Here is a 22171-nt window from a genome sequence, read left to right as displayed (position 1 = left end):
ATCAGTTGTCGCATTAGGCTGCGAGACTCCAGGCATCAGGTTCAGATTCAAGGTTCGCTGCATGAATGCTTCGCTGCCGGAAACGCCATTGCGCCGCTTGCCCTTCAGTTTTGCCAAACGCCATGGCGTGGTATTCGGCCTGCACGAGGGGCGCGTCTGCCTGATCCACCGCGCCGACTGCGAGCTGGCAGCCCTGGCCGAGGCGCAGCGCTTCGCCGGGCGTAGCCTGCCTTTGCAGGCGCTCGGGGCCAGCGAGTTCGCCCAGGCACTGGGCGCTGCCTACCAGCATGACTCGGCCTCCATGCAACTGGCCGAGGACATCGGCGGCAGTTTCGACCTGGCCTCGCTGGCCGAGCAGGTGCCGGAAACCGAAGACCTGCTGGAGCAGGAAGACGACGCGCCGATCATCCGCCTGATCAACGCCATCCTCGGCGAGGCGATCAAGGAAAACGCTTCCGACATCCACCTGGAAACCTTCGAGAAACGCCTGGTGGTGCGCTTTCGCGTCGACGGCATCCTGCGTGAAGTGCTCGAACCCAAGCGTGAGCTGGCCGCCTTGCTGGTGTCGCGGGTGAAGGTGATGGCGCGCCTGGACATCGCTGAGAAGCGCGTGCCGCAAGACGGGCGCATTTCTCTCAAGGTGGGCGGGCGCGAGGTGGACATCCGTGTGTCCACGCTGCCTTCGGCCAATGGCGAGCGGGTGGTGCTGCGTCTGCTCGACAAGCAGGCCGGGCGCCTGTCGCTGCAACACCTGGGCATGCGCAGTGAAGACCGCGCGCTGATGGAAGAAACCGTGCGCAAGCCGCACGGCATCCTGCTGGTCACCGGCCCCACCGGCTCGGGCAAGACCACCACCCTCTACGCCAGCCTGGTCAGCCTTAATGACCATACGCGCAACATCCTCACCGTCGAAGACCCCATCGAGTACCACCTCGAAGGCATCGGCCAGACCCAGGTCAACGCCAAGGTGGACATGACCTTTGCCCGTGGCCTGCGCGCCATCCTGCGCCAGGATCCGGACGTGGTGATGGTCGGCGAGATCCGCGACAAGGAAACCGCCGAAATCGCCGTGCAGGCCTCGCTCACTGGTCACCTGGTGCTCTCGACCCTGCACACCAACAGCGCCATCGGTGCCATCACCCGCCTGGTGGACATGGGCGTGGAGCCCTTTTTGCTGTCGTCATCCCTGCTCGGCGTGTTGGCCCAGCGCCTGGTGCGGGTGCTGTGCCCGGCGTGCAAGGAGGCCTATACCGCCGATGCCACCGAATGCGTGCTGCTCGGCGTGCCGGCCAACTCGCCGCCGACCCTGTACCATGCGCGCGGTTGCGCCCAGTGCCATCAGCAGGGCTATCGCGGGCGTACCGGCATCTACGAACTGGTGGTGTTCGACGAAACCATGCGCACCCTGGTGCACAGCCGGGCCTCCGAGCAGGACATGACCCGCCACGCCCGCACCCTGGGCCCGAGCATCCGCGACGATGGTCGGCGCAAGGTGCTGGAAGGGGTGACCACGGTGGAGGAAGTGTTGCGCGTGACGCGAGAAGAATAAATGGCCGCCTTCGAGTACATCGCCCTCGACGGTCGTGGTCGCCAGCAGAAGGGCGTGCTGGAGGCCGACAGTGCGCGCCAGGTGCGTCAGCTTTTGCGTGAGCGGCAGTTGGCACCGCTGGAGGTCAAGGCCACGCGCAGCCGCGAGCAGAGCAGTGGCGGCACGCGCCTGGGCTTTGCCCGTGGCCTGTCGGCACGCGACCTGGCTCTGGTCACGCGGCAACTGGCGACCCTGATCCAGGCGGCGCTGCCCATCGAAGAAGCCCTGCGCGCCGCGGCGGCGCAAGCCACCCATGCACGTATCCAGGGCATGTTGCTGGCGGTGCGCGCCCGTGTGCTGGAGGGCCACAGCCTGGCCGCCAGCCTCAAGGAGTTTCCCGCCGCCTTCCCCGAGCTGTACCGCGCCACGGTGGCCGCGGGCGAGCATGCCGGGCACCTCGGCCCGGTGCTGGAGCAACTGGCCGACTACACCGAACAGCGCCAGCAGTCGCGGCAGAAGGTGCAACTGGCGCTGCTCTATCCGGTGATCCTGATGTGTGCCTCCCTGCTGATCGTGGGTTTTCTGCTTGGCTACGTGGTGCCGGACGTGGTTAAGGTGTTCGTCGATTCCGGGCAAACCCTGCCGCTGCTGACCCGTGGGCTGATCGCCCTGAGCGACTGGGTCAAGGCCTGGGGCCTGCTTGCGGTACTGGTGCTGGGCCTCGGCGTGGTGGCCTTGCGCATGGCCTTGCGCGACGAAGCGCTGCGCCTGCGCTGGCATGGTTTTTTGCTGCGTCTGCCGCTGATCGGGCGGCTGGGGCGCGCCACCGATTGCGCGCGCTTCGCCTCGACATTGGCCATCCTCACCCGCAGTGGCGTGCCATTGGTGGAAGCTTTGGCAATTGCCGGCGAGGTGATCGCCAACCGAGTGATCCGTGGCGAGGTGCAGGTAGCGGCGCAGAAGGTGCGCGAGGGCGGCAGCCTGACCCGTTCGCTGGAGGCCACCGGGCAGTTTCCGCCGATGATGCTGCATATGATCGCCAGCGGCGAGCGCTCCGGCGAGCTGGATCAGATGCTGGCGCGCACGGCGAAGAACCAGGAAAACGACCTGAGCGCACAGATCGCCTTGCTGGTCGGATTGTTCGAGCCGTTCATGCTGGTCTTCATGGGCGCAGTGGTGCTGGTGATCGTACTGGCCATCCTGCTGCCGATTCTTTCCTTGAACCAAATGGTGGGGTAACTAGGTGAAAAGCAGACAAGCAGGTTTCACGCTTATCGAAATCATGGTGGTGGTGGTGATCCTCGGGATCCTCGCTGCCCTGGTGGTGCCGCAGGTGATGAGCCGGCCGGATCAGGCCAAGGTCACCGCCGCGCAGAACGATATCCGCGCCATCGGCGCGGCGCTGGACATGTACAAGCTCGACAACCACAACTACCCCAGTACCCAGCAGGGCCTGGAGGCGCTGGTAAGCAAGCCGGGTGGCAACCCGCTGGCGAAGAACTGGAACAAGGACGGCTACCTCAAGCGCCTGCCCATCGACCCCTGGGGCAACCCCTACCAGTACCTGGCACCCGGTACCAAGGGCGGCGCCTTCGACCTCTATTCCCTCGGCGCCGACGGCAAGCAGGGCGGTAGCGACCTGAACGCCGACATCGGCAACTGGGATCTCTGACCCGATCATGCCGTCGCTCGCCCCTACACATTTTGGCCAGCGCGGCTTCACCCTGATCGAGCTGCTGGTGGTGCTGGTCATCCTCGGTTGCTTGATCGGCCTGGCGGTGCTCAGTACCGGCATTGCCGGCCCGGCACGCGAGCTGCGTAGCGAGGCCGAGCGCCTCAGCGGGCTGATCGGCGTACTGACCGACGAAGCGGTGCTGGACAACCGTGAGTACGGGCTGAGTTTCACCCGCGAAAGCTACCGGGTGCTGCGCTACGACCCGCAACGTGCCGAGTGGCAGGCGTTGGATGAGCAGGCCCATCGTCTGCCTGGCTGGGCCGAGCTGACGCTCGAGGTGGAGGGCGAAGATGCCGACCAGGCCGCGAGCCTGCCGGCCAAGGCCAGCGCCGATAACCCGCAACTGCTGATTCTCTCCAGCGGCGAGCTGACCCCTTTCCGGCTGCGCCTGGGCGAACGCCGGCGTGATGGCCTGCGCCTGCAACTGTCCAGCGATGGCTTCGGCCTGCCGCGTGTCGAGGAGCTGGGCACGGGGCGCAGCGGATGAAATCAGCACGCGGCTTTACCCTGCTCGAAGTGCTGGTGGCCCTGGCCATCTTCGCCCTGGTCGCCGCCAGCGTGCTGACGGCCAGCGCCCGCAGCGTGCGCACCGCTGGCCAACTGGAGGACAAGACCCTGGCCATGTGGGTGGCCGACAACCGCTTGACCGAGCTGCAACTGGCCGACACACCGCCCGCCGATGGTCGTGATCAGGGCCAGGTGGAGTTCGCCGGGCGCCGTTGGGTGTGGCAGAGCGAGATCGAGGCCACCAGCGAGCCGGCCATGCGCCGCGTGACCCTGTGGGTGGCGCCCGAGCAGCGCAGCGCCAGCGGCGACCTGCGCGAGCGCGCGGTGGTCAGCCTTAGCGGCTTCCTGGAGACGCCGCAGTGATCCGTCTCCCTACGGTTTCACTGCAACGAGGCTTCACCCTGCTGGAGTTGCTGATCGCCATTGCCATCTTCGCCCTGCTGGGGCTGGCCACTTACCGCATGCTCGACAGCGTGCTCAGCGCCGATGCCGTCACCCGTGAGCACGAACGCCAGTTGCGCGAACTGACCCGCGCCATCTCCGCTTTCGAGCGCGATGTGCGGCAAGTGGCGGTGCGCCCCGTTCGCGACGGCTTCGGCGATGCACAACCGGCCCTGCACAGTGATCTGAACGATGCCTCGGCGCTGGAGCTGACCCGCGCCGGCTGGCGCAACCCGCTCGGCCAGCCACGCGCCGAGCTGCAGCGGGTGCGCTGGCAACTGAGCGGCGAGCAATGGCAGCGGCGTTACTGGCGCGTGCTCGACCGCGCCCAGGACAGCCTGCCGCAGGTGCAGCGTGCACTCGATGGCGTGACCAGCCTGAGCCTGCGCTACCTCGACAAGGACGGGCAGTGGCAGAGCGACTGGCCGCTGCCCGAGCGCAGCGGAGAGGCGCGGCTCGTCGAGCTGCCGCGCGCGCTGGAGCTGCGCCTGGAGCATCGTCGCTACGGTGAGCTGCGCCGGCTGATACGCCTGCCGGATCTGCCCCCGGAAACGGCGCCCGCCGGCACGCAGGTGCAGCCATGAGGCTTCAGCGCGGCGTGGCCCTGATCACCGTGCTGCTGGTGGTGGCCGTGGTCACGGTGGTGTGCGCCGGCCTGATCGCCCGTCAGCAGCTATCGATCCGCAGCAGCGCCAACCAGTTGCACGTCAACCAGGCCTGGCAGTACGCCCTGGGCGGCGAGACCCTGGCCAAGGCGATTCTGCAACGCGACCTGCGCCGGGGCGATCCGCGCCTGCCGGTGGATCACCTCGGCGAGCCCTGGGCACAGCCCATGAGCTTCCCGCTGGACGAAGGCGGCGAACTGCGCGTGCGCATCCTCGACCCCAGTGGCCGTTTCAACCTCAATGGCCTGGTGCGCCGAGGCCAGGTCAATCAACTGGCGCTGCAACGCTTTCGTCGCCTGCTGCTGCGCCTGCAGATCGACAAACCCTATGCCGAGCGCCTGGCCGACTGGCTCGATGCCGACAGCGAACCGCTCGGCAGCCAGGGCGCCGAAGACAACCAATACCTGCTGGCCACGCCGCCTTATCGGGCCGCCAACCGCTCCCTGACCGACGCCTCCGAACTGCGACTGCTGCTGGAGATGGACGAGGCTGACTATCGCCGCCTGCTGCCCTTCGTCACGGCCCTGCCGAGCGAGGTGGCCCTCAACGTCAACACCGCCAGCGCGCTGGTGCTTTCCAGCCTGGCCGATGGCCTCGATGGCAACGCAGCGACGGCCTTGGTCGCGGCGCGTGGCCGCGAGGGCTTTGCCAGCCTGGCGGCGTTCACCGCGCAGCCCATGCTGGCTGGTCTGGGCACGGGCATCGGCCAGGGTGTGGCGGTGGGCAGCAATCATTTCGAGGTGATCAGCGAGGTCAGCCTCGGTGAGCGTCGCGTGGTATTGCGCAGCCTGCTGCAGCGCAGCAATGATGGCCAGGTCAGCGTACTGGCCCGTGATCTGGGGCAGGGCGGCGCCGCGCCGCCGCCCGTCGAGGAACCGCAACCATGAATCAACGATGGATCTTTCTGCCGCCCCAGGCCTGTCAGGGGCTCGACCTCGAGTTGCCGGTGCAACTGGTGACCGCCGACAGCAGCCGGGCGTTGAGCCTGCAGGCCGCGTTGCAGGCATTGGACGGGCCGTGGCAACTGGTGCTGCCGGTGGAGGCCGTGACCTGCTGCGCGGTGCAGTTGCCGACGCAGAAGGCGCGCTGGTTGCGCCAGGCCCTGCCGTTCGCCGTGGAGGAACTGCTGGCCGAGGAGGTGGAGGCGATGCACCTGGCGCTGGGCGAGGCCCTGGCCGATGGTCGTTATCGGGTCTATGCCCTGCGTGCCGCCTGGCTGCGCGAATGCCTGGCGCTCTGCGCCGCACGGCCGCCCGAAGCGATTCGCATGGATGCCGATATGCTGCCGCATGAGGGCAGCCAGTTGCTCTGGTTGCACGAACGCTGGCTGCTCGGCGGCGAATCGGCGGTACGCTTGGCGTTGCAGGCCGAGGACTGGCCGCTGCTGGCCGCACGCTGCCCGACGCCCCAGGTGGCGCATTTGCCCGAGGGCATGAGCGCTCCGGGCCCGGTGGACGAACTGCGGCGCCTGGCGCATCCCTTTCAATGGCTGGCTCAGGTGGGGCAGGGCGTCGATCTGGCCCAGGGTGAGTTCACCGTGCGCGAGGCCGGTAGCGGCTGGCGCCGTTGGCAGTCGCTGGGCAGCGTGGTGGCCTTGTGTCTGCTATTGCAGTGGGGCTTCAACCTGGCCCAGGGTTGGTATCTGCAGCGTGAGGCCGGTGCCTATGCCGAGGCCAGCGAAGCGTTGTACCGCGAGCTGTTCCCGCAGGACAGCAAGCTGATCAACCTGCGTGCGCAGTTCGATCAGCACCTGGCCGAAGCGCAGGGGCGTGACAGCCCGCTGCTCGGCGTGCTCGGCGACGTCGCCAGCGCCTTGCAGGCGGGTGGGGCGGCTCAGGTACAGGTCAGGCAGGTGGACTACAGCGCCACCCGCGGCGACCTGGCGTTGCAACTGCAGGCGCCGGGGTTCGCCGAACTGGAGGGCCTGCGTGAGCGCCTGGAACAGACTGGCCGCGCGGTGCAGATGGGCTCGGCCAGCCGCGAGGACGACGGCGTCAGCGCGCGCATGGTGATAGGAGGATGAGCATGGCGACCTGGCGTGACCTCAATCAGACGCTGCACCAGCAGTGGCAGCGCTCGACCTTGGCGCAACGCCTGCAGACCCTGCCGCCGCGTGATCGTCTGGCGCTGTTGCTGCTCGGCGCCTTCCTGCTGCTGGTGCTGCTTTACCTGCTGCTGTGGCAGCCGGCGCAGCGCCAGGCGCGCGAAGCGCGTGCCGCCTTCGAGGAGCAACTGGCGCTGTATGGCTACTTGCAGAGCCGCGCTCCCGAGCTGCGCGGCCGTGACCTGCAGGCCCGCGCCAGCCTTGACCCGGCCCGCCTGCAAGGTCTGGTGACCGCCTCGGCGGCGGAGCAGGGGCTGGTCATCGAGCGCCTGGATGCCGAAAGCCAGGGTGCCGTGCAGGTCGGTCTGCAGCCGGTGCCCTTCGAGCAACTGCTGCGCTGGGTCGAGACGCTGGAGGCCCAGGGCGTGAGCGTTGAGGAAGCCGGTTTCGATCGCGCCGAAGACAACCTTGTGGTGGCGCGTTTGAGCCTGCGCGCCGGCTGACAGCTACTCCCGGCGCTGCTGGCCGGTGAACTGCAGCGTCGCCTTGCAGCGCCGGCAGTAGTAGCGTCGGCCCTTGGCCACCAGCGCATGGCGCTGGGCGGAGAAGGGAAATTCGCCATCGGCGCAACTGCAGCGATAGATGAAGCGGCTGACCTTGCGCCGCTCCACCTCATAGTTGTGGCAGCGGTGCGCTGGCAATTCGTAGACGCCACGCATGATCAGTTGCCACTCTTCGCCATGGGGCTGGATGCGCGGGCCGAACAACTGATGAGCGACCAGGTGGGCCACTTCGTGGGCCACGGTCTGGCGCAGGAAATCCTCGCGGTTGTCACGATAGAGCTGCAGGTTGAAGCGCAGCTTGTTTTCCGTCAGGTGAGCGACGCCGGCCTTCTGCCCACGCAGCTTGAAGCTGATCTCGGGGCGGGCGAAGCGTTGCTTGAAGAAGGCCTCGGCCAGTTGGTAGCAGGCTTCGACGCGGGCGTGGAGCTGTTCGGGCATGATCGCTGCCGAGGTATTGCGGTCGGCCGATTATGCCGCAAGCTGCGGCCTGGCGCAGGCCTCATTCGTCGCCGGGGGGCTGCGCGCGTTCCTCCTGGGTGCCGTAGCTCTGATCCTGCTGCACGCTGCGCTGGTAGGCCGGCTCCAGGCTGTAGCTCCAGAACAGGATCATGCTGACCAGGATGGTGACCAGCACCAGCAGCGCCACGCCCCAGGCCGAGGCGGCATAGAGCATGCTCTGCTGCTCGTCGATGCGCATGAAGCGCGGCAGGCCGACATACAGCAGGTAGCTGGCATGGGCACCGGCGATCAGCAGCACGGTGAGCGCCAGCCAGCGTGTTGGATACAGCGCGGCGATACCGGCGAGGAACAAGGGCGTGCAGGTGTAGGCGATGAAACCGACGCATTGGTTGAAGGTCGGCCTGGCCTCGAACGTGCGTGACATGTAGCGCATGAAGTAACCCATGATGGCCACGCCCAGCAGGATCGACAGATACAGCAGCACGCTCAGTTGCAAGGCGCTAGAGGCGTCGAGGCGAATGCGTTCGCGTTCGACCAGGCTCCAGCCGACCCAATGGGTGCCGATGAACAGGCAGAGCGCCGGCAGCAGGCTGATCAGCAGCAGGTACGGCAGGTAGTTCGCGCTGTTGCGTTCCTCGTCCTGGCGAATGCGCGTCCAGGCCTGATCGGGACGGGTGAGCAGGGTATAGAGATTCGTGTACATGGGGAGCACCATCCGCTGACTGCTTTAAAGAATCCGGCAGTGGCCAGGGCGGGTGGTTCAACCTGAATTTTTCGGCGGGGTTTCGAGCGTCCCCGGAAGCTGCATCCCTCCGTGGGGGGCGAGACTCTGGCGCGACGCTCTGGATGGCGCCTTTGGTCACCATCTGAGCAACCGTTCGTCCTGCTTCATCAAATTGTCATGCTTATGTGGCAGCGCCGTCGAATGACTTTCATCAGACTCGCATTTCAGTGGGGTTCTGCGTTTCTGGTGTTTTCCATGCGTGCATTGATCTTTCTCGCCGCGCTACTGTGCGGCCTGCCGTCCTTTGCGGCCAATCGTTGTGACCTGAGTGAGCCAACCCGGTATGCCGATGTCGGCGACGTGCGCCTGGCCTATCAGAGCGTCGGGAGCGAACGCGATCCGACGTTGCTGCTGATCATGGGCCTGGGCGGGCAACTGATCCACTGGCCGAACGAAGTCGTGGCGCGTCTGTGCCAGCAGGGGTTCCGGGTCATCCGTTTCGACAATCGCGATGTCGGCCTGAGCAGTTGGTTGCGCCCGGTGCCGAGCATCAACCTGGGCTACGAGGTGGTGCGCTATCGCCTGGGCCTGTCGCTGGGTGCGCCTTATCACCTGCGGGACATGGCCGGCGACGCCCTGGGCCTGATGGACGACCTGGGTATCGCCGATTTCCACGTGCTGGGTGCGAGCATGGGTGGCATGATCGCCCAGCACCTGGCAGACATGGCGCCGCAGCGTGTGCTCAGCCTGACCCTGGTGATGACCAGCTCCGGTGCCGAGGGCCTGCCAGCGCCCAGTGACTCGCTGCTCAAGTTGCTGGCCCGCCGCGAGGCCAGCACCCGAGAGCAGGCCCTGCAGCAGCAGGCCGATCTCCTGGCCGCGCTGGGTAGCCCGGAAGTCAGGGATGATCGCCAGGCGCTGCTCAAGCAGGCGCAGGTGGCTTATGACCGCGCCTTCAACCCGGAGGGGGTGCAGCGCCAACTGCTGGCCATTCTCGCCGAGCCCAGCCGTGTGGAACTGCTCAACCGTCTGCGTGTACCGACCCTGGTGGTGCATGGTACGGCCGACCCCCTGCTGCCAGTGATGCATGGCGTGCACGTGGCGGCGCATATCAAGGGTTCGGAACTGAAGCTGATTCCCGGTTTGGCGCATCGCTTCCAGGATGCTTTCAAGGAGCCGTTGCTGGCGGCGGTGTTGCCCTATCTGGCCGGGCATCGTGGCGACGGGGCGCAGTTGGCGCACCTGTGACGGGCGTTCACTCGGGCTTGCGCGGCGCCTTGCGATAGAGACTGTCGATATGCTCGCTGCAGTGCTTGAACAGCTTCTCGGCGAGCAATACCCGCTCGATGTAATCGGCGATGCCGCGCTCGGCGTCCTGTAGCGAGCGAAAGGGGCCTTCCAGAGTGCCTTCCCGGGTTGAGAAGAAATACCGACCATTGACCGAGCTGACGCGGGCGCTACGGAAGTAGGTGCCAGGCTGCTGATCGACACTGCGCTGGATATGCATGGTGGACTCCCGAGAAAGGGAAGGTCTGAGCGATGAGTCTAATGTGCGTCAGTTCACAGCATCAAGCGAAGCGATAGATGGTTGCCGTTTTCTGCTTTTTACCTACTTTTTCAGGGTTTTTAATGAATTTTGGCGCCTGAAAGATGACACTGCTGGCGCGTCGATCGGTACAGTTGCGGCAGCAGGCCTCGACGAACTGTTACTGTGGTGGTCCCGGGCACTGCACTACAATGGTGCCCGCAGCCCTGGCATCAGGCCTGGCTGCCTGTTCGAGGTCGTCATGCATATCTCCTCCGGCCGTTGGCTTTACGGCCTGGCGCTCGCCCTGAGCACATCGCTGCTCTGGGGCATCCTGCCGATCAAGCTCAAGGAAGTGCTGCAGGTAATGGATCCGATCACGGTCACCTGGTATCGCCTGGCGGTGGCCGGTTCCCTGCTGCTCGCTTATCTCGCCGCTGCCCGACGCTTGCCACGCTTTCGTCCGTTGGGGCGCAAGGGCGCCTGGCTGCTGCTGTTGGCAGTCGGCGGGCTCACCGCCAACTACGTGCTGTACCTGATGGGCCTGAACCTGCTCAGCCCTGGCACCACACAGTTGGTGATCCAGGTGGCGCCTATCCTGCTGCTGATCAGCAGCGTATTCGTCTTTCGCGAGTCCTTCAGTCTGGGCCAGGACATCGGCCTGCTGGTGATGCTGCTGGGCTTCGGCCTGTTCTTCAACCAGCGCCTGGATGAACTGCTCGGCTCGCTGACCACCTACACCACCGGCGTGTTGATCGTACTGGCTGCAGCCTTCGTCTGGACCTTCTACGGCCTGGCGCAGAAGCAGTTGCTGAGCCTGTGGAATTCGGTGCAGGTGATGATGGTGATCTACCTGGCCTGCGCCCTGTTGCTCACGCCCTGGGCGCAGCCGTTGCAGGTGCTGCAGTTGAGCCCTTTGCAGGGGTGGCTGTTGCTGGCCTGTTGCCTGAACACCCTGGTGGCCTACGGTGCCTTCGCCGAGGCGCTGGCGCACTGGGAGGCTTCGCGGGTCAGCGCGACCCTGGCGCTGACGCCGTTGGTGACCTTCGTCTCGGTGGCGCTGGCGGCGAGCTGGTGGCCTACGCACGTGCAGCCCGAGCAGGCCAACGGGCTGGCGTATGCCGGCGCGGTGATCGTCGTGCTGGGCTCCTCTCTGACGGCACTCGGCCCCTCGTTGCTGGCCAGTGTGCGGGCGCGCCAGGCGCGGCGCCTGGCCAGGGCGCAGGCTGCTTCAATCCAGCGGTAGCTCGGTGGTGCGTTTGACCTCGCTCATGGCGATGTGCGAGTGCGCCTCCTGCACGTGCGGGCGCTGCAGCAGGTGGTCACGCAGGAAGCGCTCGTAGTCGCCGATGTCCTTGGCCACCACCTTGAGCAGGTAATCCGAGCCGCCGGCCATGCTGTAGCACTCCAGCACCTGCGGATAACCCACCACCGCCTGCTCGAACTCCTCCAGATTGCCGCGCCCGTGGGCCGACAGCTTGATGTCGACGAACACCGTGATGCCGAAGCCCAGGCGCTTGGGATTGAGCAGGGCGACCTTGCGCTCGATCAACCCCTCTTCCTGCATGCGATGGATGCGCCGCCAGCAGGGCGACTGCGACAGCTCGACCTTTTCCGCCACCTCGGCGGCGGAAAGATCCGCATTGTGCTGCAGCAGGCGGAGAATGCGGCGGTCGATGGGGCTGAGCTTGTCCTGCATGATTGTTTCCATTTTCTTGTGATTGTTGGAAGGTTCATGCGCAGTATCGTCGCGTAAGCCCGAAAATAGAAAGAAAAAAGCCGAACCTCGCGGTCATGATTTAGACAAAATCTGTCGCAGTGATCCTGTGACGGCTTCCAGCGGAGCGTGTCTACCGTCGCGCTCCTTGTGCTCGCATAAGAATAAAAGGAGCGCTCCATGTCACTGGCCGAAATCCGCCTGGATGACAAATACCGCCTCGCCACAGGTCACCTCTATCTGACCGGCACCCAGGCGCTGACCCGCCTGCCCATGCTGCAGAAACAGCGTGACGCCGCCTTCGGACTCAATACCGCCTGCTTCATCTCCGGCTATCGCGGCTCGCCCCTGGGCGGCCTGGACAAAAGCCTGTGGGACGCGCGCGAGTATCTCAAGGAAAACCACATCCACTTCCAGCCCGGCGTCAACGAAGAGCTGGGGGCTACCGCCGTGTGGGGCAGCCAGCAGGCCAACCTGTTTCCTGGGGCGCGCTACGACGGCGTGTTCGCCATGTGGTATGGCAAGGGGCCGGGCGTCGACCGCAGTGGTGATGTGTTCAAGCACGGCAACTCGGCTGGTGTTTCCAAGCACGGTGGCGTGCTGCTGCTGGCGGGTGACGACCACGGCTGCAAGTCCTCGACCATCGCCCACCAGAGCGAGCATGCGTTCATCGCCGCGTCGATCCCGGTGCTCAATCCGGCCAACGTCCAAGAGGTGCTGGACTATGGCATCATCGGCTGGGAGCTGTCGCGCTACAGCGGCTGCTGGGTGGCGCTGAAGACCATCGCCGAGAACGTCGACTCCTCGGCCGTGGTGGATGTCGACCCGCTGCGTATCCAGGTGAAGATTCCCGAGGACTTCCAGCTACCGGAAGACGGCGTGCATATCCGCTGGCCCGATCCGCCCCTGGCCCAGGAAAAGCGCCTCAACGTCTACAAGATCTACGCCGCCCGCGCCTTTGCCCTGGCCAACAACCTCAACCAGGTCAAGCTCGATTCGCCCAACCCGCGTCTGGGCATCATCACCACCGGCAAGTCCTACCTCGACGTGCGCCAGGCTTTGGATGACCTCGGCCTGGACGAGGCACTGTGCGCCAAGGTCGGCTTGCGCGTGCTCAAGGTCGGCATGAGCTGGCCGCTGGAACCAGTGTCGGTGCACCAGTTCGCCGAAGGTCTGGATGAAATCCTGGTGGTGGAAGAAAAGCGCAGCATCATCGAAGACCAGCTCACCGGCCAGCTCTACAACTGGCCGGTAGGCAAGCGTCCGCGCGTGGTCGGCGAATTCGACGAGCAGGGCAATTCGCTGTTGCCCAACCTGGGCGAGCTGACCCCGGCGATGATCGCCCGGGTGATCGCCAAGCGCCTGGCGCCGATCTACAGCAGCGCCACCATCGAAGAGCGCCTGGCCTTCCTCGATGCCAAGGAGCAGGCCCTGGCCGCGCCCAAGCACAAGACCCTGCGCACCCCGCATTTCTGCTCCGGCTGCCCGCACAACAGCTCGACCAAGGTGCCGGAAGGCAGCCGCGCTCTCGGCGGCATCGGTTGCCACTACATGACCCAGTGGATGGATCGCAGCACCGACACCTTCACCCAGATGGGCGGCGAGGGCGCCACCTGGATCGGCCAGGCGCCGTTCACCGACACCCCGCACGTGTTCCAGAACCTGGGTGACGGCACCTACTTCCACTCCGGTCATCTGGCGCTGCGTGCGGCCGTGGCCGCCGGGGTCAACATCACCTACAAGATCCTCTACAACGACGCCGTGGCCATGACCGGCGGCCAGCCCATCGACGGCGAGCTGCGCATCGATCAGCTCAGTCAGCAGGTGCATGCCGAGGGGGTGAAACGCATCGCCCTGGTCAGTGACGAGCCGGACAAATACCCGAGTCGCGCCACCTTTGCCCCAGGCGTGACCTTCCATCACCGCCGTGAACTGGATGCCGTGCAACGCGAGTTGCGCGAGTTCAAGGGCGTGTCGGTGATCCTCTACGACCAGACCTGCGCCACCGAGAAGCGCCGCCGACGCAAGCGCGGCAAGTTGGTCGACCCGGCCAAGCGGGTGTTCATCAACCCGGCGGTGTGCGAAGGCTGTGGCGATTGCAGCGTGAAATCCAACTGCCTCTCGGTGCTGCCGCTGGAAACCGAGCTGGGGCGCAAACGCGAGATCGACCAGAGCGCCTGCAACAAGGACTTCAGTTGCCTGGAAGGCTTCTGCCCGAGCTTCGTCACCGTGCATGGCGGCAGCCTGCGCAAGCCTGAGGCGGTGGGCGCCAAGGCACTCTTCGTGACGCTGCCCGAGCCTCGTCGCCCAGCTCTGGCTCGGCCATGGAACATCCTCCTGCCCGGTGTCGGTGGCAGCGGCGTGACTACGGTCGGCGCGCTGCTGGGCATGGCCGCGCATATCGAAGGCAAGGGCTGCACCGTGCTCGACCAGGCCGGCCTGGCGCAGAAATTCGGCCCGGTGATCAGCCATATCCGCATCGCCGAGCGGCAGCAGGACATCTACGCCGTGCGCATCGCCGCCGGCGAAGCCGACCTGCTGCTGGGCTGCGACCTGGTGGTGGCCGCCAGCGAAGATGCCCTGGCCAAGCTCAACGACAAGATCGCCCATGCGGTGATCAACAGCCATGAAACCCCGACCGCCGAATTCACCCGTAACCCCGATGCCCAGGTGCCCGGCGCCGCCATGCGCGAGGCGATCAGCGAGGCGGTGGGCGAAGGCAAGACCCACTTCGTCGACGCCACCCGCCTGGCCACCCGGCTGCTTGGCGACAGCATCGCCAGCAACCTGTTTATGCTCGGTTTCGCGTACCAGAAAGGATTGGTGCCCGTATCGGCCGAGGCCATCGACAAGGCCATCGAACTCAATGGCGTGGCCGTGGCCTTCAACCAGCAGGCCTTCCTCTGGGGGCGGCGCACCGCCCACGACCGGGCAGCGGTGGAAAAACTCGTCGCCCCCCAGGTGGTCGAGGCGCCGCATTGCAGCACGCTCGACGAGATCGTCGAGGATCGTGCTCAGCGTCTGGCCGCCTACCAGAACGCCGCCTATGCCGAACGCTACCGCGAACTGGTCGCGCGCGTGCGCCAGGCCGACAGCGATGCCGAGCAGCGCCTGAGCAAGGCCGTGGCGCGCTACTACTACAAGTTGCTGGCCTACAAGGACGAGTACGAAGTGGCGCGCCTGTACAGCGATGGCAGCTTCCGCCAGCAGCTCGAAGCGCAGTTCGAGGGGGATTACCGCCTGCAGTTCCACCTGGCACCTAGCTGGCTGAGCAAGCCCGATGCGGTCACCGGCGAACCCATCAAACGCAGCTTCGGGCCCTGGATGCTCAAGGCTTTCGGCCTGCTGGCGAGCCTGCGCTTCCTGCGCGGTACGCCGTTTGACCTGTTCGGCTACAGTGCCGAGCGACGCCAGGATCGCGAGCTGATCGAAGAGTACGAGGCCAACGTGGCCTACCTGTTGGCTGAACTCAAGCCCGACAACTACCGCACGGCGCTGGCGCTGGCCGAGCTGCCCGAGCATGTCCGTGGCTACGGCCATGTACGCGAAGCGGCGGCGCGCCAGGCTCGCGAACAGGCCGAGCAGCTCAAGGCGCGCATGCTGGTCAGCGAGATCCACGCCGTGAGCCTGTTCGAGCCGGCAGCCTGAACAAGAGGAGGGGTAGGCGGCATGACAAACCGCATCAACGCCGCTAAGATGCCGCCCGGCCGTTGCAAATACGGCCCTGTCCCCTTAGTTCAACGGATAGAATAAGCCCCTCCTAAGGGCTAGATGCTGGTTCGATTCCAGCAGGGGACGCCATCGATTCAGCAACGAAAAAGCCGGCTATCGCAGCCGGCTTTTTCGTTTTGGGTGTGGAGCAGGTCGAGGGCCACCTCGATCGAAGTGCCCCTCTCACTCACTTACCAGTTGAAGTTCACCGAGGTCAGCAGGGTGCGCTCGTCACCGTAGGCACAGGTGGAGAAGCTGCACTGCGTGTAGTGCTTGTTGGTCAGGTTGCTGGCGTTCAGGGTCACGGCCCAGTTGTCGTCGATCTGGTAGCGCGCCATGGCGTCGAACAGGGTATAGGCTGGCATGGGCGAGTCCATTTCCGAGGCCTGCGTGGTACCCATGTAGCGAGCGCCGGCGCCTACGGTCAGTTGCGGCATGCCCCAGTTGACGAAGTCGTAGCTGGCCCACAGGGCGGCCTGGTGGTAGGGCGTTTCGTCGGTGCGTTGATCCACTTCGGAGGCAATGCTGCTCTTGGTGGTGCGCGAATCGGTATAGGCGTAGGTGGCGATCACGCTGAGTGCTTGGGTGACATCCGCCTTGGCTTCCAACTCCAGACCGCGGGAGCGTACCTCGCCGGTTTGGCGGTATTGGTCGGTAATTGGATCCTGCTTGAGCACGTTGGTCTGGGTCAGCTCGTAGACTGCTGCGCTGAGCAGCATGTTGCTGTCCTTGGGCTGATAGCGCACCCCGACTTCATACTGCTTGCCTTCGGTGGGGTCGAAAGTCTGGCCGGTGACTGACGCAACCGAAACCGGGAAGAACGACTCGCTGTAGCTGATATAGGGCGCCAGGCCGTTATCTGCGAGGTAGACCAGGCCAGCACGGTAGGTGGTGGCTTCATCGCTTTGGCTGGCCTTGTCGCCATTGCGATGCGCTGTTTGCTGTTGATCGGCCCAGTCATGGCGACCACCCAGAAGCAGAATCCACTTGTCGTCGAATTTGATCTGATCCTGCAGATAGATACCTTTTTGCAGGGTGTCGAGCTGCGAGCCGCGATCCGCTGCGGGGTTCTTGTTGACCACCACCGGCTGGCCATAGTTGTAAGTTCTCAGATCCAGGCTGGGGGCGTTACCACGGAAGTTATGCGAGTCATAAGAGCTGTCGTAGCCGTCGAAACCGACCAGTACGGTGTGCTCGACGCTGCCAAGCTGCCACTTCGACTCGATATTGGTATCGCTGGCCCAGGTTCGAGCACGTTCGTGGCGATCACTGTAGCGACGCAGCAGGGTGCCGGTACGTGCGGAGAAGTTGATGGCGGCGGTCGAGGGTTGAATCTGCAGGTAATTCCACTTCACGTCGGACTCGGAATAGCGCAGCTTGTGATTGAGCGTGATGTTTTCGTTGAAGCTGTGCGTGAACTCGTAGCCGAGCGCCGACATCTCGCCGTTCATGTCGTCATAGTCCGGCTCGCCGACGAAATCATGGCGACCAATCTTGAAAGCACCATCGCCCACGCCTTTCACCATCTGATAGGGCAGGGGCGCGAGGAAACGCGTATCGGTCTTCTGATAGAAGGACAGCAGGGTCAGCGAGGTATCTTCGTTGGGGCGCCAGGTCAGTGCCGGGGCGATGTAGAACTTGTCGTCGTTGATATGATCCTGCTGGGTGTCGCTGTTGCGGCCGAGCAGGGTCAGGCGATAGCTCAGGGTGTCGCTGCCAGCCAGCGGGCCGCTGAAGTCCGCAGAGAGTTGCTTGCGGTCGTGGGAGCCTACTTGCAGGTTCAGCTCATGGAAGGGCGTTTCGGTCGGGCGCTTGCTGACGCCATTGATCATGCCGCCGGGCGAGAGCTGGCCATAGAGCACCGAGGCAGCGCCGCGAATGACCTCGACGCGCTCCAGGCCATAAGGTTCCTGAATGCCGTCGTAGGAGTTGTTCTGCAGGCGCAGGCCGTCGCGCAGCGAGCCGCCGGTGGCGGATTCGACCGAGAAACCGCGGAGGCGGAAGCGGTCCGCAGTGCGGTTGAAAGCGGTCGAACTGGCGGTGAACCCTGGCGTGTAGCTCAGTGCCTGGGCCAACGTTTCCGACTGGCGGTCGCGAATCTCGTCGCTGGTCACCACCGACAGCGACTGCGGCGTTTCGGTGATCGGCGTGTTGGTCTTGGTGGCACTCATGTTGCGCTTGGCAACATAGCCCGTCACATGCTCGGTGGGTTGCTCCACGACTTGGCCGGTGACATTGATGCTGCCGATTTCCACGGGATCTGCTGGGTTTGCCAGAGTAGCTTCTGCGGCGGCCAGGTTGCCTGAGCTCAGGCTGGCCATGGCCAGAGCCAGAGCGGAGAGACTGAAGGCGGGACGGCGAGCATCCTGTTTCGGGCGGTTCTGCATGAAATGGCGCATGGCGAACGAGTCCTGTTGTCGTCTGGTTAGGTGTCGGTGCAAGGCTGAGGATTTTCTGGTGATCCTGCATGCCGTCGCGCAGGTGGCAGATTGCTCTGGCGGTGTGGACTGTACATCTAAATGAGAAAGATTTGTACTAGCTCACAATTTATTGTCATCACCCAGCTATTGCTGCAAGCTACGCGCGGATGTTCATGGCTCGGACGCTGGCTCGAAGAACGCGACGTTCGCGAGGGAGCCGAGCAAGATTTTTCCTGGTGAATCCCGTATGCCTCCGAGCCTGCACGCCATGCGCGTTGGGCAGGTGGCGATGCGATCCGAATTGAGTGTGTGTGCATGTTGAAAGCGACGCGACTTCGGCTGCAGTTCGACGAGCTGAAGGTGCTGGATGACATCAGCCTGACGATTCCCGAGGGCTGCTTTACCGCGCTGATTGGCGCCAATGGCTGCGGCAAGACCACCTTGCTCAACGTGCTGGCACGCATGCAGCGCCCGGCCAGTGGTGAGGTGTTGCTCGAGGGTAAGCCCCATGCGCAGTTCTCACGACGTGAGTTGGCCAGGCGCGTTGCCCTGCTGCCGCAGCGCACCGCCTCGCCGGCAGGCCTCACCGTGCGCGAGCTGGTCATGCAGGGGCGCTACCCCTGGCAGAACTGGTGGCAGCAGTGGAGCGAGCAGGATCAGCAGGCGGTGGATCGAGCGGTGGAGCTGGCCGATATCGCCATGCTGCTGGATCGCACCCTGTCCACCCTTTCCGGCGGGCAGCTCCAGCGTTGCTGGATCGCCATGACCCTGGCGCAGGACACGCCCATTATCCTGCTCGACGAGCCCACCACCTTTCTCGATATCGCCCATCAGATCGCCCTGCTCGAGTTGCTGGCTGTGCTGCGTGACCAGGGCCGCACCATAGTCGCGGTGCTGCACGACCTGAACCAGGCGGCACGTTACGCCGATAACCTGGTGATGTTGTGCCAGGGCAAGGTGCATGCGCAGGGCGCGCCTGCCGAGGTGTTCACGGCGAGCAATCTCAAGGCCGTGTTCGACCTGGATGCGCACATCATCAGCGACCCGCATTCGGGCGATCTCTTGTGCGTGCCGGTGGCGCCCGCTCGATTACGAGCAGTCGAAGCCAAGGTCTGTTCATGAGCCGGGCGTGGAGCTGGCCACTGTGGCTGTCGATCCTGCTGGCGATCGGTCTGGCGTCGATGCTGCACCTGGCGGTGGGGGCCAAGTCGATTCCCTGGGCGGATGTCTGGCAGGCACTGGTGGCCTACGACCCGAGCAATGCCGATCACAGTGTCATCCGCGGCTCGCGCCTGCCACGCCTGTGGATTGCGATGGTGGTGGGAGCCTGCCTGGGCCTGGCGGGCACCGTGATGCAGGCGGTGGGTGACAACCCCTTGGCCGACCCGGGCATTCTCGGCATCAACAGCGGTGCGGCCTTGTTCGTGGTGGTCGGGCTGTTGGTATTGCCTGGCAACGATATGAGCATGATTCCTCTGTTCGCCTTCAGCGGCGCCCTGGTGGCCGCCGTCGGCGTTATGCTGCTGGCCGGGCGCACGCCCAATCCGGTGCGCTTGACGCTGTCCGGGGCGATGATGGCCGCGTTGTTCGGCGCCATCACCGCGATCCTGCTGCTGCTCGATCAGCAGGGGCTCGACAGCCTGCGCCGTTGGCTGACCGGCTCGCTCGGCATCACCGGTGCGAACCTGCCGACCTGGCTCTGGCCCTATGTCGCTGCCGGCCTGCTGCTGTGTCTGGTGAATGTGCGGGCATTGAATGCCTATCGCCTCGGTGCGCAGGTGGCCTCCAGCATGGGGGTCAATCTGCTGCGCATGCGCTTGCTCAGCCTGGCCGCCGTGGTGCTGCTGTCCGGTTGCGCGGTGGCGCTGGCCGGGCCCATCGGTTTCGTCGGGCTGGTGGTGCCGCATGCGGCGCGGCTGCTGCTCGGGCACGATCTGCGCCGTCTGCTGCTGGCGGCGCCGCTGCTCGGTGGCTTGCTGCTGATCCTGGCCGATGTGGTCGCACGCACCCTGGTCAGCCCCTACGAGCTCAACACCGGCATCGTCACTGCCCTGATCGGCGGTCCGGTGTTCGTCGTGCTGGTATTGAGGAAGATGAAATGAGCCGTTGGCTGACGACCCCGAGGCGTTTGGCCGGGCTGCCCTGGATCGGGCGGCCGATCGACCTGTTATCGGCTTTGCTGCTGATTGCGCTGCTGCTGGGGCTGGCACTGTATGCCGCCAGCGTGGGCAGCTATTCGATGGACATGGCGCAGCTCTGGCGGAGCCTGTTCTCCGGTGACGCCAGCGCAGCGCAGGCCAATGTGCTGTGGGAGCTACGCCTGCCGCGCATCCTGCTGGCAATTCTCGGCGGGGCGGCGATGGCCCTGGCTGGCGTGCTGATGCAGTCGCTGACGCGCAACCCACTGGCTGCGCCGGGATTGGTCGGGGTGGAGGCGGGCGCCAGCGTCACCATGTTGCTGATCCTGGTGCTCTGGCCGCAGGCCTTGCCGCTGCCGCTCTATCCCCTGGCAGCGTTGCTCGGTGGTCTGGCGGTGGCGCTGTTAATCGTCGGCCTTTCCTGGCGTGGTGCCATTGCACCGCTGCGTCTGATTCTGGTGGGCGTGGGCCTGACGGCCATGCTTGGTGCCGTCGCCGATCTGTTGATCACCTACGGCAATATCGATCGCGTCGAGTCGGCGCTGATGTGGCTCGGCGGCAGCCTGCATCGTGGTGATTGGCCGCAGGTGCAGAGTCTGGCGCTGTGGTTGCTGATCGCTGGTCTGCCGCTGTTGTTCTGCCATCGCCAGCTCAATCTCATGCAACTGGGCGAGGGCGTGGCGCTCAGCCGAGGCCTGAACCTGACCTGGCTGATGCTTTTGCTGTTGCTGTGCAGCGTGATGCTGACCGCGGCGACGGTGGCCAATATCGGCGTGATGACCTTCGTTGGCCTGGTCGCGCCGCATCTGGCGCGGCAACTTTGTGGTGAACGACACGGCGCGCTGTTGCCGCTGTCGGCGCTGTTCGGGGCCGTGCTGGTGCTGCTCGGTGACACCCTGGGCCGTGCCTTGCTGCCGCCGCTGCAACTGCCGGCCGGCCTGGTGGTGGCGCTCATCGGTGCGCCTTATCTGTTGGTTTTGCTGGCGCGACAACGCAACCGCTGACGCGCCCCCATACAAGCTCATGAGGAAAATGATGCTGAAGCTCAAAGCCCTTTTGCCAATGGCCTGCGTGCTGCTCGGCCTGGCCTCGATGCAGGCTGTCGCCGCTGATACCCGTGTGTTCGAGAACCGCTTCGGCCGTGTCGAGGTACCGGTGGCGCCACGCTGCGTTGTGTCTCTGCATGACCTCAGCCTGACCACGCAACTGCTCGAACTGGGCGTGAAGCCTTGCGGCTCCACCGGGCGCAAGAAGCTGTTTTCCGATGCCTTGTTTCGCGGTGCGCAGCAACGCTTCGATGTCTCCGGCATCAGTTATGTCGGTTCGCACCAGTCGCCCGATCTCGAGGCCATCGCCGCGCTCAAGCCTGATCTGATCGTCGGGCTCTCCTATCACGAGGAACTGAAGGAGCGGCTCAGCAAGATCGCTCCGGTCGTGTTGTTGCCAGCGCGCGAGGCCGATATCAAGACCTATGCCAGGGAGCTGGCCGACCTGGTGGGCAAGCAGCAGCGCTATGAGGAGATGCTCAAGGAGTACCAGTGGATCGTCGGCGAGTTCGCCAAGCGGGTGAAGGATCCAGGGCGCATTACCGTGACTACTTTGGAGGTCTACCCGGATGGTTTCCAGCTAATCGGCCGGTCCGGCATGGATGACGTGATCGCCGACTTCGGCCTCGGGCGTGTGGCGGCCTACAAGGAGGCGCGGCAGAACGTGCCGTACAGCCTGGAGCGTATCGGCGACTTCGACAGTGATTTCATCATCGACACCTATGAGGAAATGCTCGGATCGGAAGCTGACACCGAGGCTTTCCGCCGTTCGCCGCAGTGGCAGAACCTGTTCGCGGTGAAGAACCATCAGTTCCTCTACTTCAACCGCAGCCGCTTCGCCGACACCATGCAGGGCATGATCGGCTCGGCCTACCTGCTGCTGTCGCATATCGGTGAGCGTGCCTACAACCTGCAGGACAAGTAAGGGGCTGGCCGTAGATAGCAGCT

Annotated in this window: 21 protein-coding genes and 1 tRNA gene; 17 read left to right on the top strand and 5 right to left on the bottom strand. The window is 64.9% G+C overall.

The features are described 5' to 3' along the window. Positions 1-61 precede the first annotated feature (61 nt). Genes gspE through OU800_RS16075 form a run of 9 tightly spaced genes read left to right on the top strand, consistent with a single transcriptional unit; the run spans position 62 to position 7423 of the window. Positions 62-1549, top strand: coding sequence for a type II secretion system ATPase GspE (gspE, locus tag OU800_RS16115; protein WP_268178330.1), 1488 nt, complete (start codon positions 62-64; stop codon positions 1547-1549). Further along, complete coding sequence (xcpS, locus tag OU800_RS16110) at positions 1550-2767, top strand: GspF family T2SS innner membrane protein variant XcpS (protein WP_268178329.1); 1218 nt, start codon at positions 1550-1552, stop codon at positions 2765-2767. A gap of 43 nt (positions 2768-2810) precedes the next feature. Continuing rightward, a complete protein-coding gene (gene gspG, locus OU800_RS16105) occupies positions 2811-3200 on the top strand; it encodes a type II secretion system major pseudopilin GspG (protein WP_268184351.1) in 390 nt (129 codons plus the stop codon). 7 nt (positions 3201-3207) lie between these two features. Beyond that, on the top strand, positions 3208-3750 hold the full coding sequence (gspH, locus tag OU800_RS16100; protein ID WP_268178328.1) for a type II secretion system minor pseudopilin GspH: 543 nt from the start codon (positions 3208-3210) through the stop codon (positions 3748-3750). After that, complete coding sequence (gene gspI / locus OU800_RS16095; RefSeq protein ID WP_268178327.1) at positions 3747-4133, top strand: type II secretion system minor pseudopilin GspI; 387 nt, start codon at positions 3747-3749, stop codon at positions 4131-4133. Before gspH ends, gspI begins: the two co-directional genes overlap by 4 nt. Further along, the gene (gene gspJ, locus OU800_RS16090) at positions 4130-4795 is read left to right on the top strand and encodes a type II secretion system minor pseudopilin GspJ (RefSeq protein WP_330221391.1); all 666 of its coding nucleotides are present in this window, start codon (positions 4130-4132) and stop codon (positions 4793-4795) included. Before gspI ends, gspJ begins: the two co-directional genes overlap by 4 nt. Continuing rightward, positions 4792-5763 carry a type II secretion system minor pseudopilin GspK gene (gene gspK, locus OU800_RS16085; RefSeq protein WP_268178326.1) on the top strand — a complete coding sequence of 324 codons (972 nt, stop codon included), beginning with the start codon at positions 4792-4794 and terminating at the stop codon, positions 5761-5763. Before gspJ ends, gspK begins: the two co-directional genes overlap by 4 nt. Beyond that, the gene (gspL, locus tag OU800_RS16080) at positions 5760-6899 is read left to right on the top strand and encodes a type II secretion system protein GspL (protein WP_268178325.1); all 1140 of its coding nucleotides are present in this window, start codon (positions 5760-5762) and stop codon (positions 6897-6899) included. Before gspK ends, gspL begins: the two co-directional genes overlap by 4 nt. 2 nt (positions 6900-6901) lie before the next feature. Next, the gene (locus OU800_RS16075) at positions 6902-7423 is read left to right on the top strand and encodes a type II secretion system protein M (RefSeq protein WP_268178324.1); all 522 of its coding nucleotides are present in this window, start codon (positions 6902-6904) and stop codon (positions 7421-7423) included. Between the two features lie 3 nt (positions 7424-7426). Here the strand turns inward: OU800_RS16075 and OU800_RS16070 are convergent, their stop codons facing one another. Both OU800_RS16070 and OU800_RS16065 read right to left on the bottom strand, forming a co-directional pair. After that, complete coding sequence (locus OU800_RS16070) at positions 7427-7921, bottom strand: SprT family zinc-dependent metalloprotease (RefSeq protein WP_268178323.1); 495 nt, start codon at positions 7919-7921, stop codon at positions 7427-7429. A 61-nt stretch (positions 7922-7982) separates the two neighbouring features. Further along, positions 7983-8645, bottom strand: a complete 663-nt coding sequence (locus OU800_RS16065) for a Yip1 family protein (protein WP_268178322.1) — start codon at positions 8643-8645, stop codon at positions 7983-7985. 276 nt (positions 8646-8921) lie between these two features. Here OU800_RS16065 and OU800_RS16060 point away from each other — a divergent pair, with 276 nt between their 5' ends. Further along, a complete protein-coding gene (locus tag OU800_RS16060) occupies positions 8922-9914 on the top strand; it encodes an alpha/beta fold hydrolase (RefSeq protein ID WP_268178321.1) in 993 nt (330 codons plus the stop codon). A gap of 7 nt (positions 9915-9921) precedes the next feature. On the opposite strand, the gene OU800_RS16055 is transcribed toward OU800_RS16060, so the two are convergent. Continuing rightward, entirely contained in the window at positions 9922-10173 is a 252-nt protein-coding gene (locus OU800_RS16055) for a DUF6316 family protein (protein WP_268178320.1), read from the bottom strand. A 280-nt stretch (positions 10174-10453) separates the two neighbouring features. On the opposite strand from OU800_RS16055, the gene OU800_RS16050 reads away from it, so the two are divergent. Beyond that, positions 10454-11437 (top strand): DMT family transporter, encoded by a 984-nt coding sequence (locus OU800_RS16050; RefSeq protein ID WP_268178319.1) that lies wholly within the window; start codon positions 10454-10456, stop codon positions 11435-11437. On the opposite strand, the gene OU800_RS16045 is transcribed toward OU800_RS16050, so the two are convergent. Then, a complete protein-coding gene (locus tag OU800_RS16045; protein WP_268178318.1) occupies positions 11423-11890 on the bottom strand; it encodes an Lrp/AsnC family transcriptional regulator in 468 nt (155 codons plus the stop codon). The genes OU800_RS16050 and OU800_RS16045 overlap by 15 nt on opposite strands. A gap of 198 nt (positions 11891-12088) precedes the next feature. Between OU800_RS16045 and OU800_RS16040 the strand changes: the two genes are divergently transcribed. Beyond that, positions 12089-15556 carry an indolepyruvate ferredoxin oxidoreductase family protein gene (locus OU800_RS16040; RefSeq protein WP_268178317.1) on the top strand — a complete coding sequence of 1156 codons (3468 nt, stop codon included), beginning with the start codon at positions 12089-12091 and terminating at the stop codon, positions 15554-15556. A gap of 78 nt (positions 15557-15634) precedes the next feature. Then, positions 15635-15709 (top strand) — tRNA-Arg (locus OU800_RS16035). Positions 15710-15810: 101 nt separating this feature from the next. Here the strand turns inward: OU800_RS16035 and OU800_RS16030 are convergent. Further along, on the bottom strand, positions 15811-17940 hold the full coding sequence (locus OU800_RS16030; RefSeq protein ID WP_442964784.1) for a TonB-dependent siderophore receptor: 2130 nt from the start codon (positions 17938-17940) through the stop codon (positions 15811-15813). 414 nt (positions 17941-18354) lie between these two features. On the opposite strand from OU800_RS16030, the gene OU800_RS16025 reads away from it, so the two are divergent. Genes OU800_RS16025 through OU800_RS16010 form a run of 4 tightly spaced genes read left to right on the top strand, consistent with a single transcriptional unit; the run spans position 18355 to position 22148 of the window. Then, positions 18355-19161, top strand: a complete 807-nt coding sequence (locus OU800_RS16025) for an ABC transporter ATP-binding protein (RefSeq protein ID WP_268178315.1) — start codon at positions 18355-18357, stop codon at positions 19159-19161. Further along, positions 19158-20141 carry a FecCD family ABC transporter permease gene (locus OU800_RS16020; protein ID WP_268178314.1) on the top strand — a complete coding sequence of 328 codons (984 nt, stop codon included), beginning with the start codon at positions 19158-19160 and terminating at the stop codon, positions 20139-20141. Before OU800_RS16025 ends, OU800_RS16020 begins: the two co-directional genes overlap by 4 nt. After that, the gene (locus tag OU800_RS16015) at positions 20138-21181 is read left to right on the top strand and encodes a FecCD family ABC transporter permease (RefSeq protein ID WP_268178313.1); all 1044 of its coding nucleotides are present in this window, start codon (positions 20138-20140) and stop codon (positions 21179-21181) included. The genes OU800_RS16020 and OU800_RS16015 overlap by 4 nt, the downstream gene beginning before the upstream one ends. A gap of 31 nt (positions 21182-21212) precedes the next feature. Beyond that, complete coding sequence (locus OU800_RS16010; RefSeq protein WP_268178312.1) at positions 21213-22148, top strand: ABC transporter substrate-binding protein; 936 nt, start codon at positions 21213-21215, stop codon at positions 22146-22148. Positions 22149-22171: the final 23 nt, after the last annotated feature.

The sequence above is a fragment of the Pseudomonas sp. GOM7 genome, assembly GCF_026723825.1.
Taxonomy (GTDB): domain Bacteria; phylum Pseudomonadota; class Gammaproteobacteria; order Pseudomonadales; family Pseudomonadaceae; genus Aquipseudomonas.
This window is presented reverse-complemented; position numbering and strand designations above follow the sequence as displayed.

Excerpts from the sequence above, each read along its gene's own strand:
- gspE (WP_268178330.1), top strand. The coding sequence starts at position 62 with ATGAATGCTTCGCTGCCGGAAACGCCATTGCGCCGCTTGCCCTTCAGT.
- xcpS (WP_268178329.1), top strand. The coding sequence starts at position 1,550 with ATGGCCGCCTTCGAGTACATCGCCCTCGACGGTCGTGGTCGCCAGCAG.
- gspG (WP_268184351.1), top strand. The coding sequence starts at position 2,811 with ATGGTGGTGGTGGTGATCCTCGGGATCCTCGCTGCCCTGGTGGTGCCG.
- gspH (WP_268178328.1), top strand. The coding sequence starts at position 3,208 with ATGCCGTCGCTCGCCCCTACACATTTTGGCCAGCGCGGCTTCACCCTG.
- gspI (WP_268178327.1), top strand. The coding sequence starts at position 3,747 with ATGAAATCAGCACGCGGCTTTACCCTGCTCGAAGTGCTGGTGGCCCTG.
- gspK (WP_268178326.1), top strand. The coding sequence starts at position 4,792 with ATGAGGCTTCAGCGCGGCGTGGCCCTGATCACCGTGCTGCTGGTGGTG.
- gspL (WP_268178325.1), top strand. The coding sequence starts at position 5,760 with ATGAATCAACGATGGATCTTTCTGCCGCCCCAGGCCTGTCAGGGGCTC.
- OU800_RS16075 (WP_268178324.1), top strand. The coding sequence starts at position 6,902 with ATGGCGACCTGGCGTGACCTCAATCAGACGCTGCACCAGCAGTGGCAG.
- OU800_RS16070 (WP_268178323.1), bottom strand. The coding sequence starts at position 7,921 with ATGCCCGAACAGCTCCACGCCCGCGTCGAAGCCTGCTACCAACTGGCC.
- OU800_RS16065 (WP_268178322.1), bottom strand. The coding sequence starts at position 8,645 with ATGTACACGAATCTCTATACCCTGCTCACCCGTCCCGATCAGGCCTGG.
- OU800_RS16060 (WP_268178321.1), top strand. The coding sequence starts at position 8,922 with ATGCGTGCATTGATCTTTCTCGCCGCGCTACTGTGCGGCCTGCCGTCC.
- OU800_RS16055 (WP_268178320.1), bottom strand. The coding sequence starts at position 10,173 with ATGCATATCCAGCGCAGTGTCGATCAGCAGCCTGGCACCTACTTCCGT.
- OU800_RS16050 (WP_268178319.1), top strand. The coding sequence starts at position 10,454 with ATGCATATCTCCTCCGGCCGTTGGCTTTACGGCCTGGCGCTCGCCCTG.
- OU800_RS16045 (WP_268178318.1), bottom strand. The coding sequence starts at position 11,890 with ATGCAGGACAAGCTCAGCCCCATCGACCGCCGCATTCTCCGCCTGCTG.
- OU800_RS16040 (WP_268178317.1), top strand. The coding sequence starts at position 12,089 with ATGTCACTGGCCGAAATCCGCCTGGATGACAAATACCGCCTCGCCACA.
- OU800_RS16030 (WP_442964784.1), bottom strand. The coding sequence starts at position 17,940 with ATGGCCAGCCTGAGCTCAGGCAACCTGGCCGCCGCAGAAGCTACTCTG.
- OU800_RS16025 (WP_268178315.1), top strand. The coding sequence starts at position 18,355 with ATGTTGAAAGCGACGCGACTTCGGCTGCAGTTCGACGAGCTGAAGGTG.
- OU800_RS16020 (WP_268178314.1), top strand. The coding sequence starts at position 19,158 with ATGAGCCGGGCGTGGAGCTGGCCACTGTGGCTGTCGATCCTGCTGGCG.
- OU800_RS16015 (WP_268178313.1), top strand. The coding sequence starts at position 20,138 with ATGAGCCGTTGGCTGACGACCCCGAGGCGTTTGGCCGGGCTGCCCTGG.
- OU800_RS16010 (WP_268178312.1), top strand. The coding sequence starts at position 21,213 with ATGCTGAAGCTCAAAGCCCTTTTGCCAATGGCCTGCGTGCTGCTCGGC.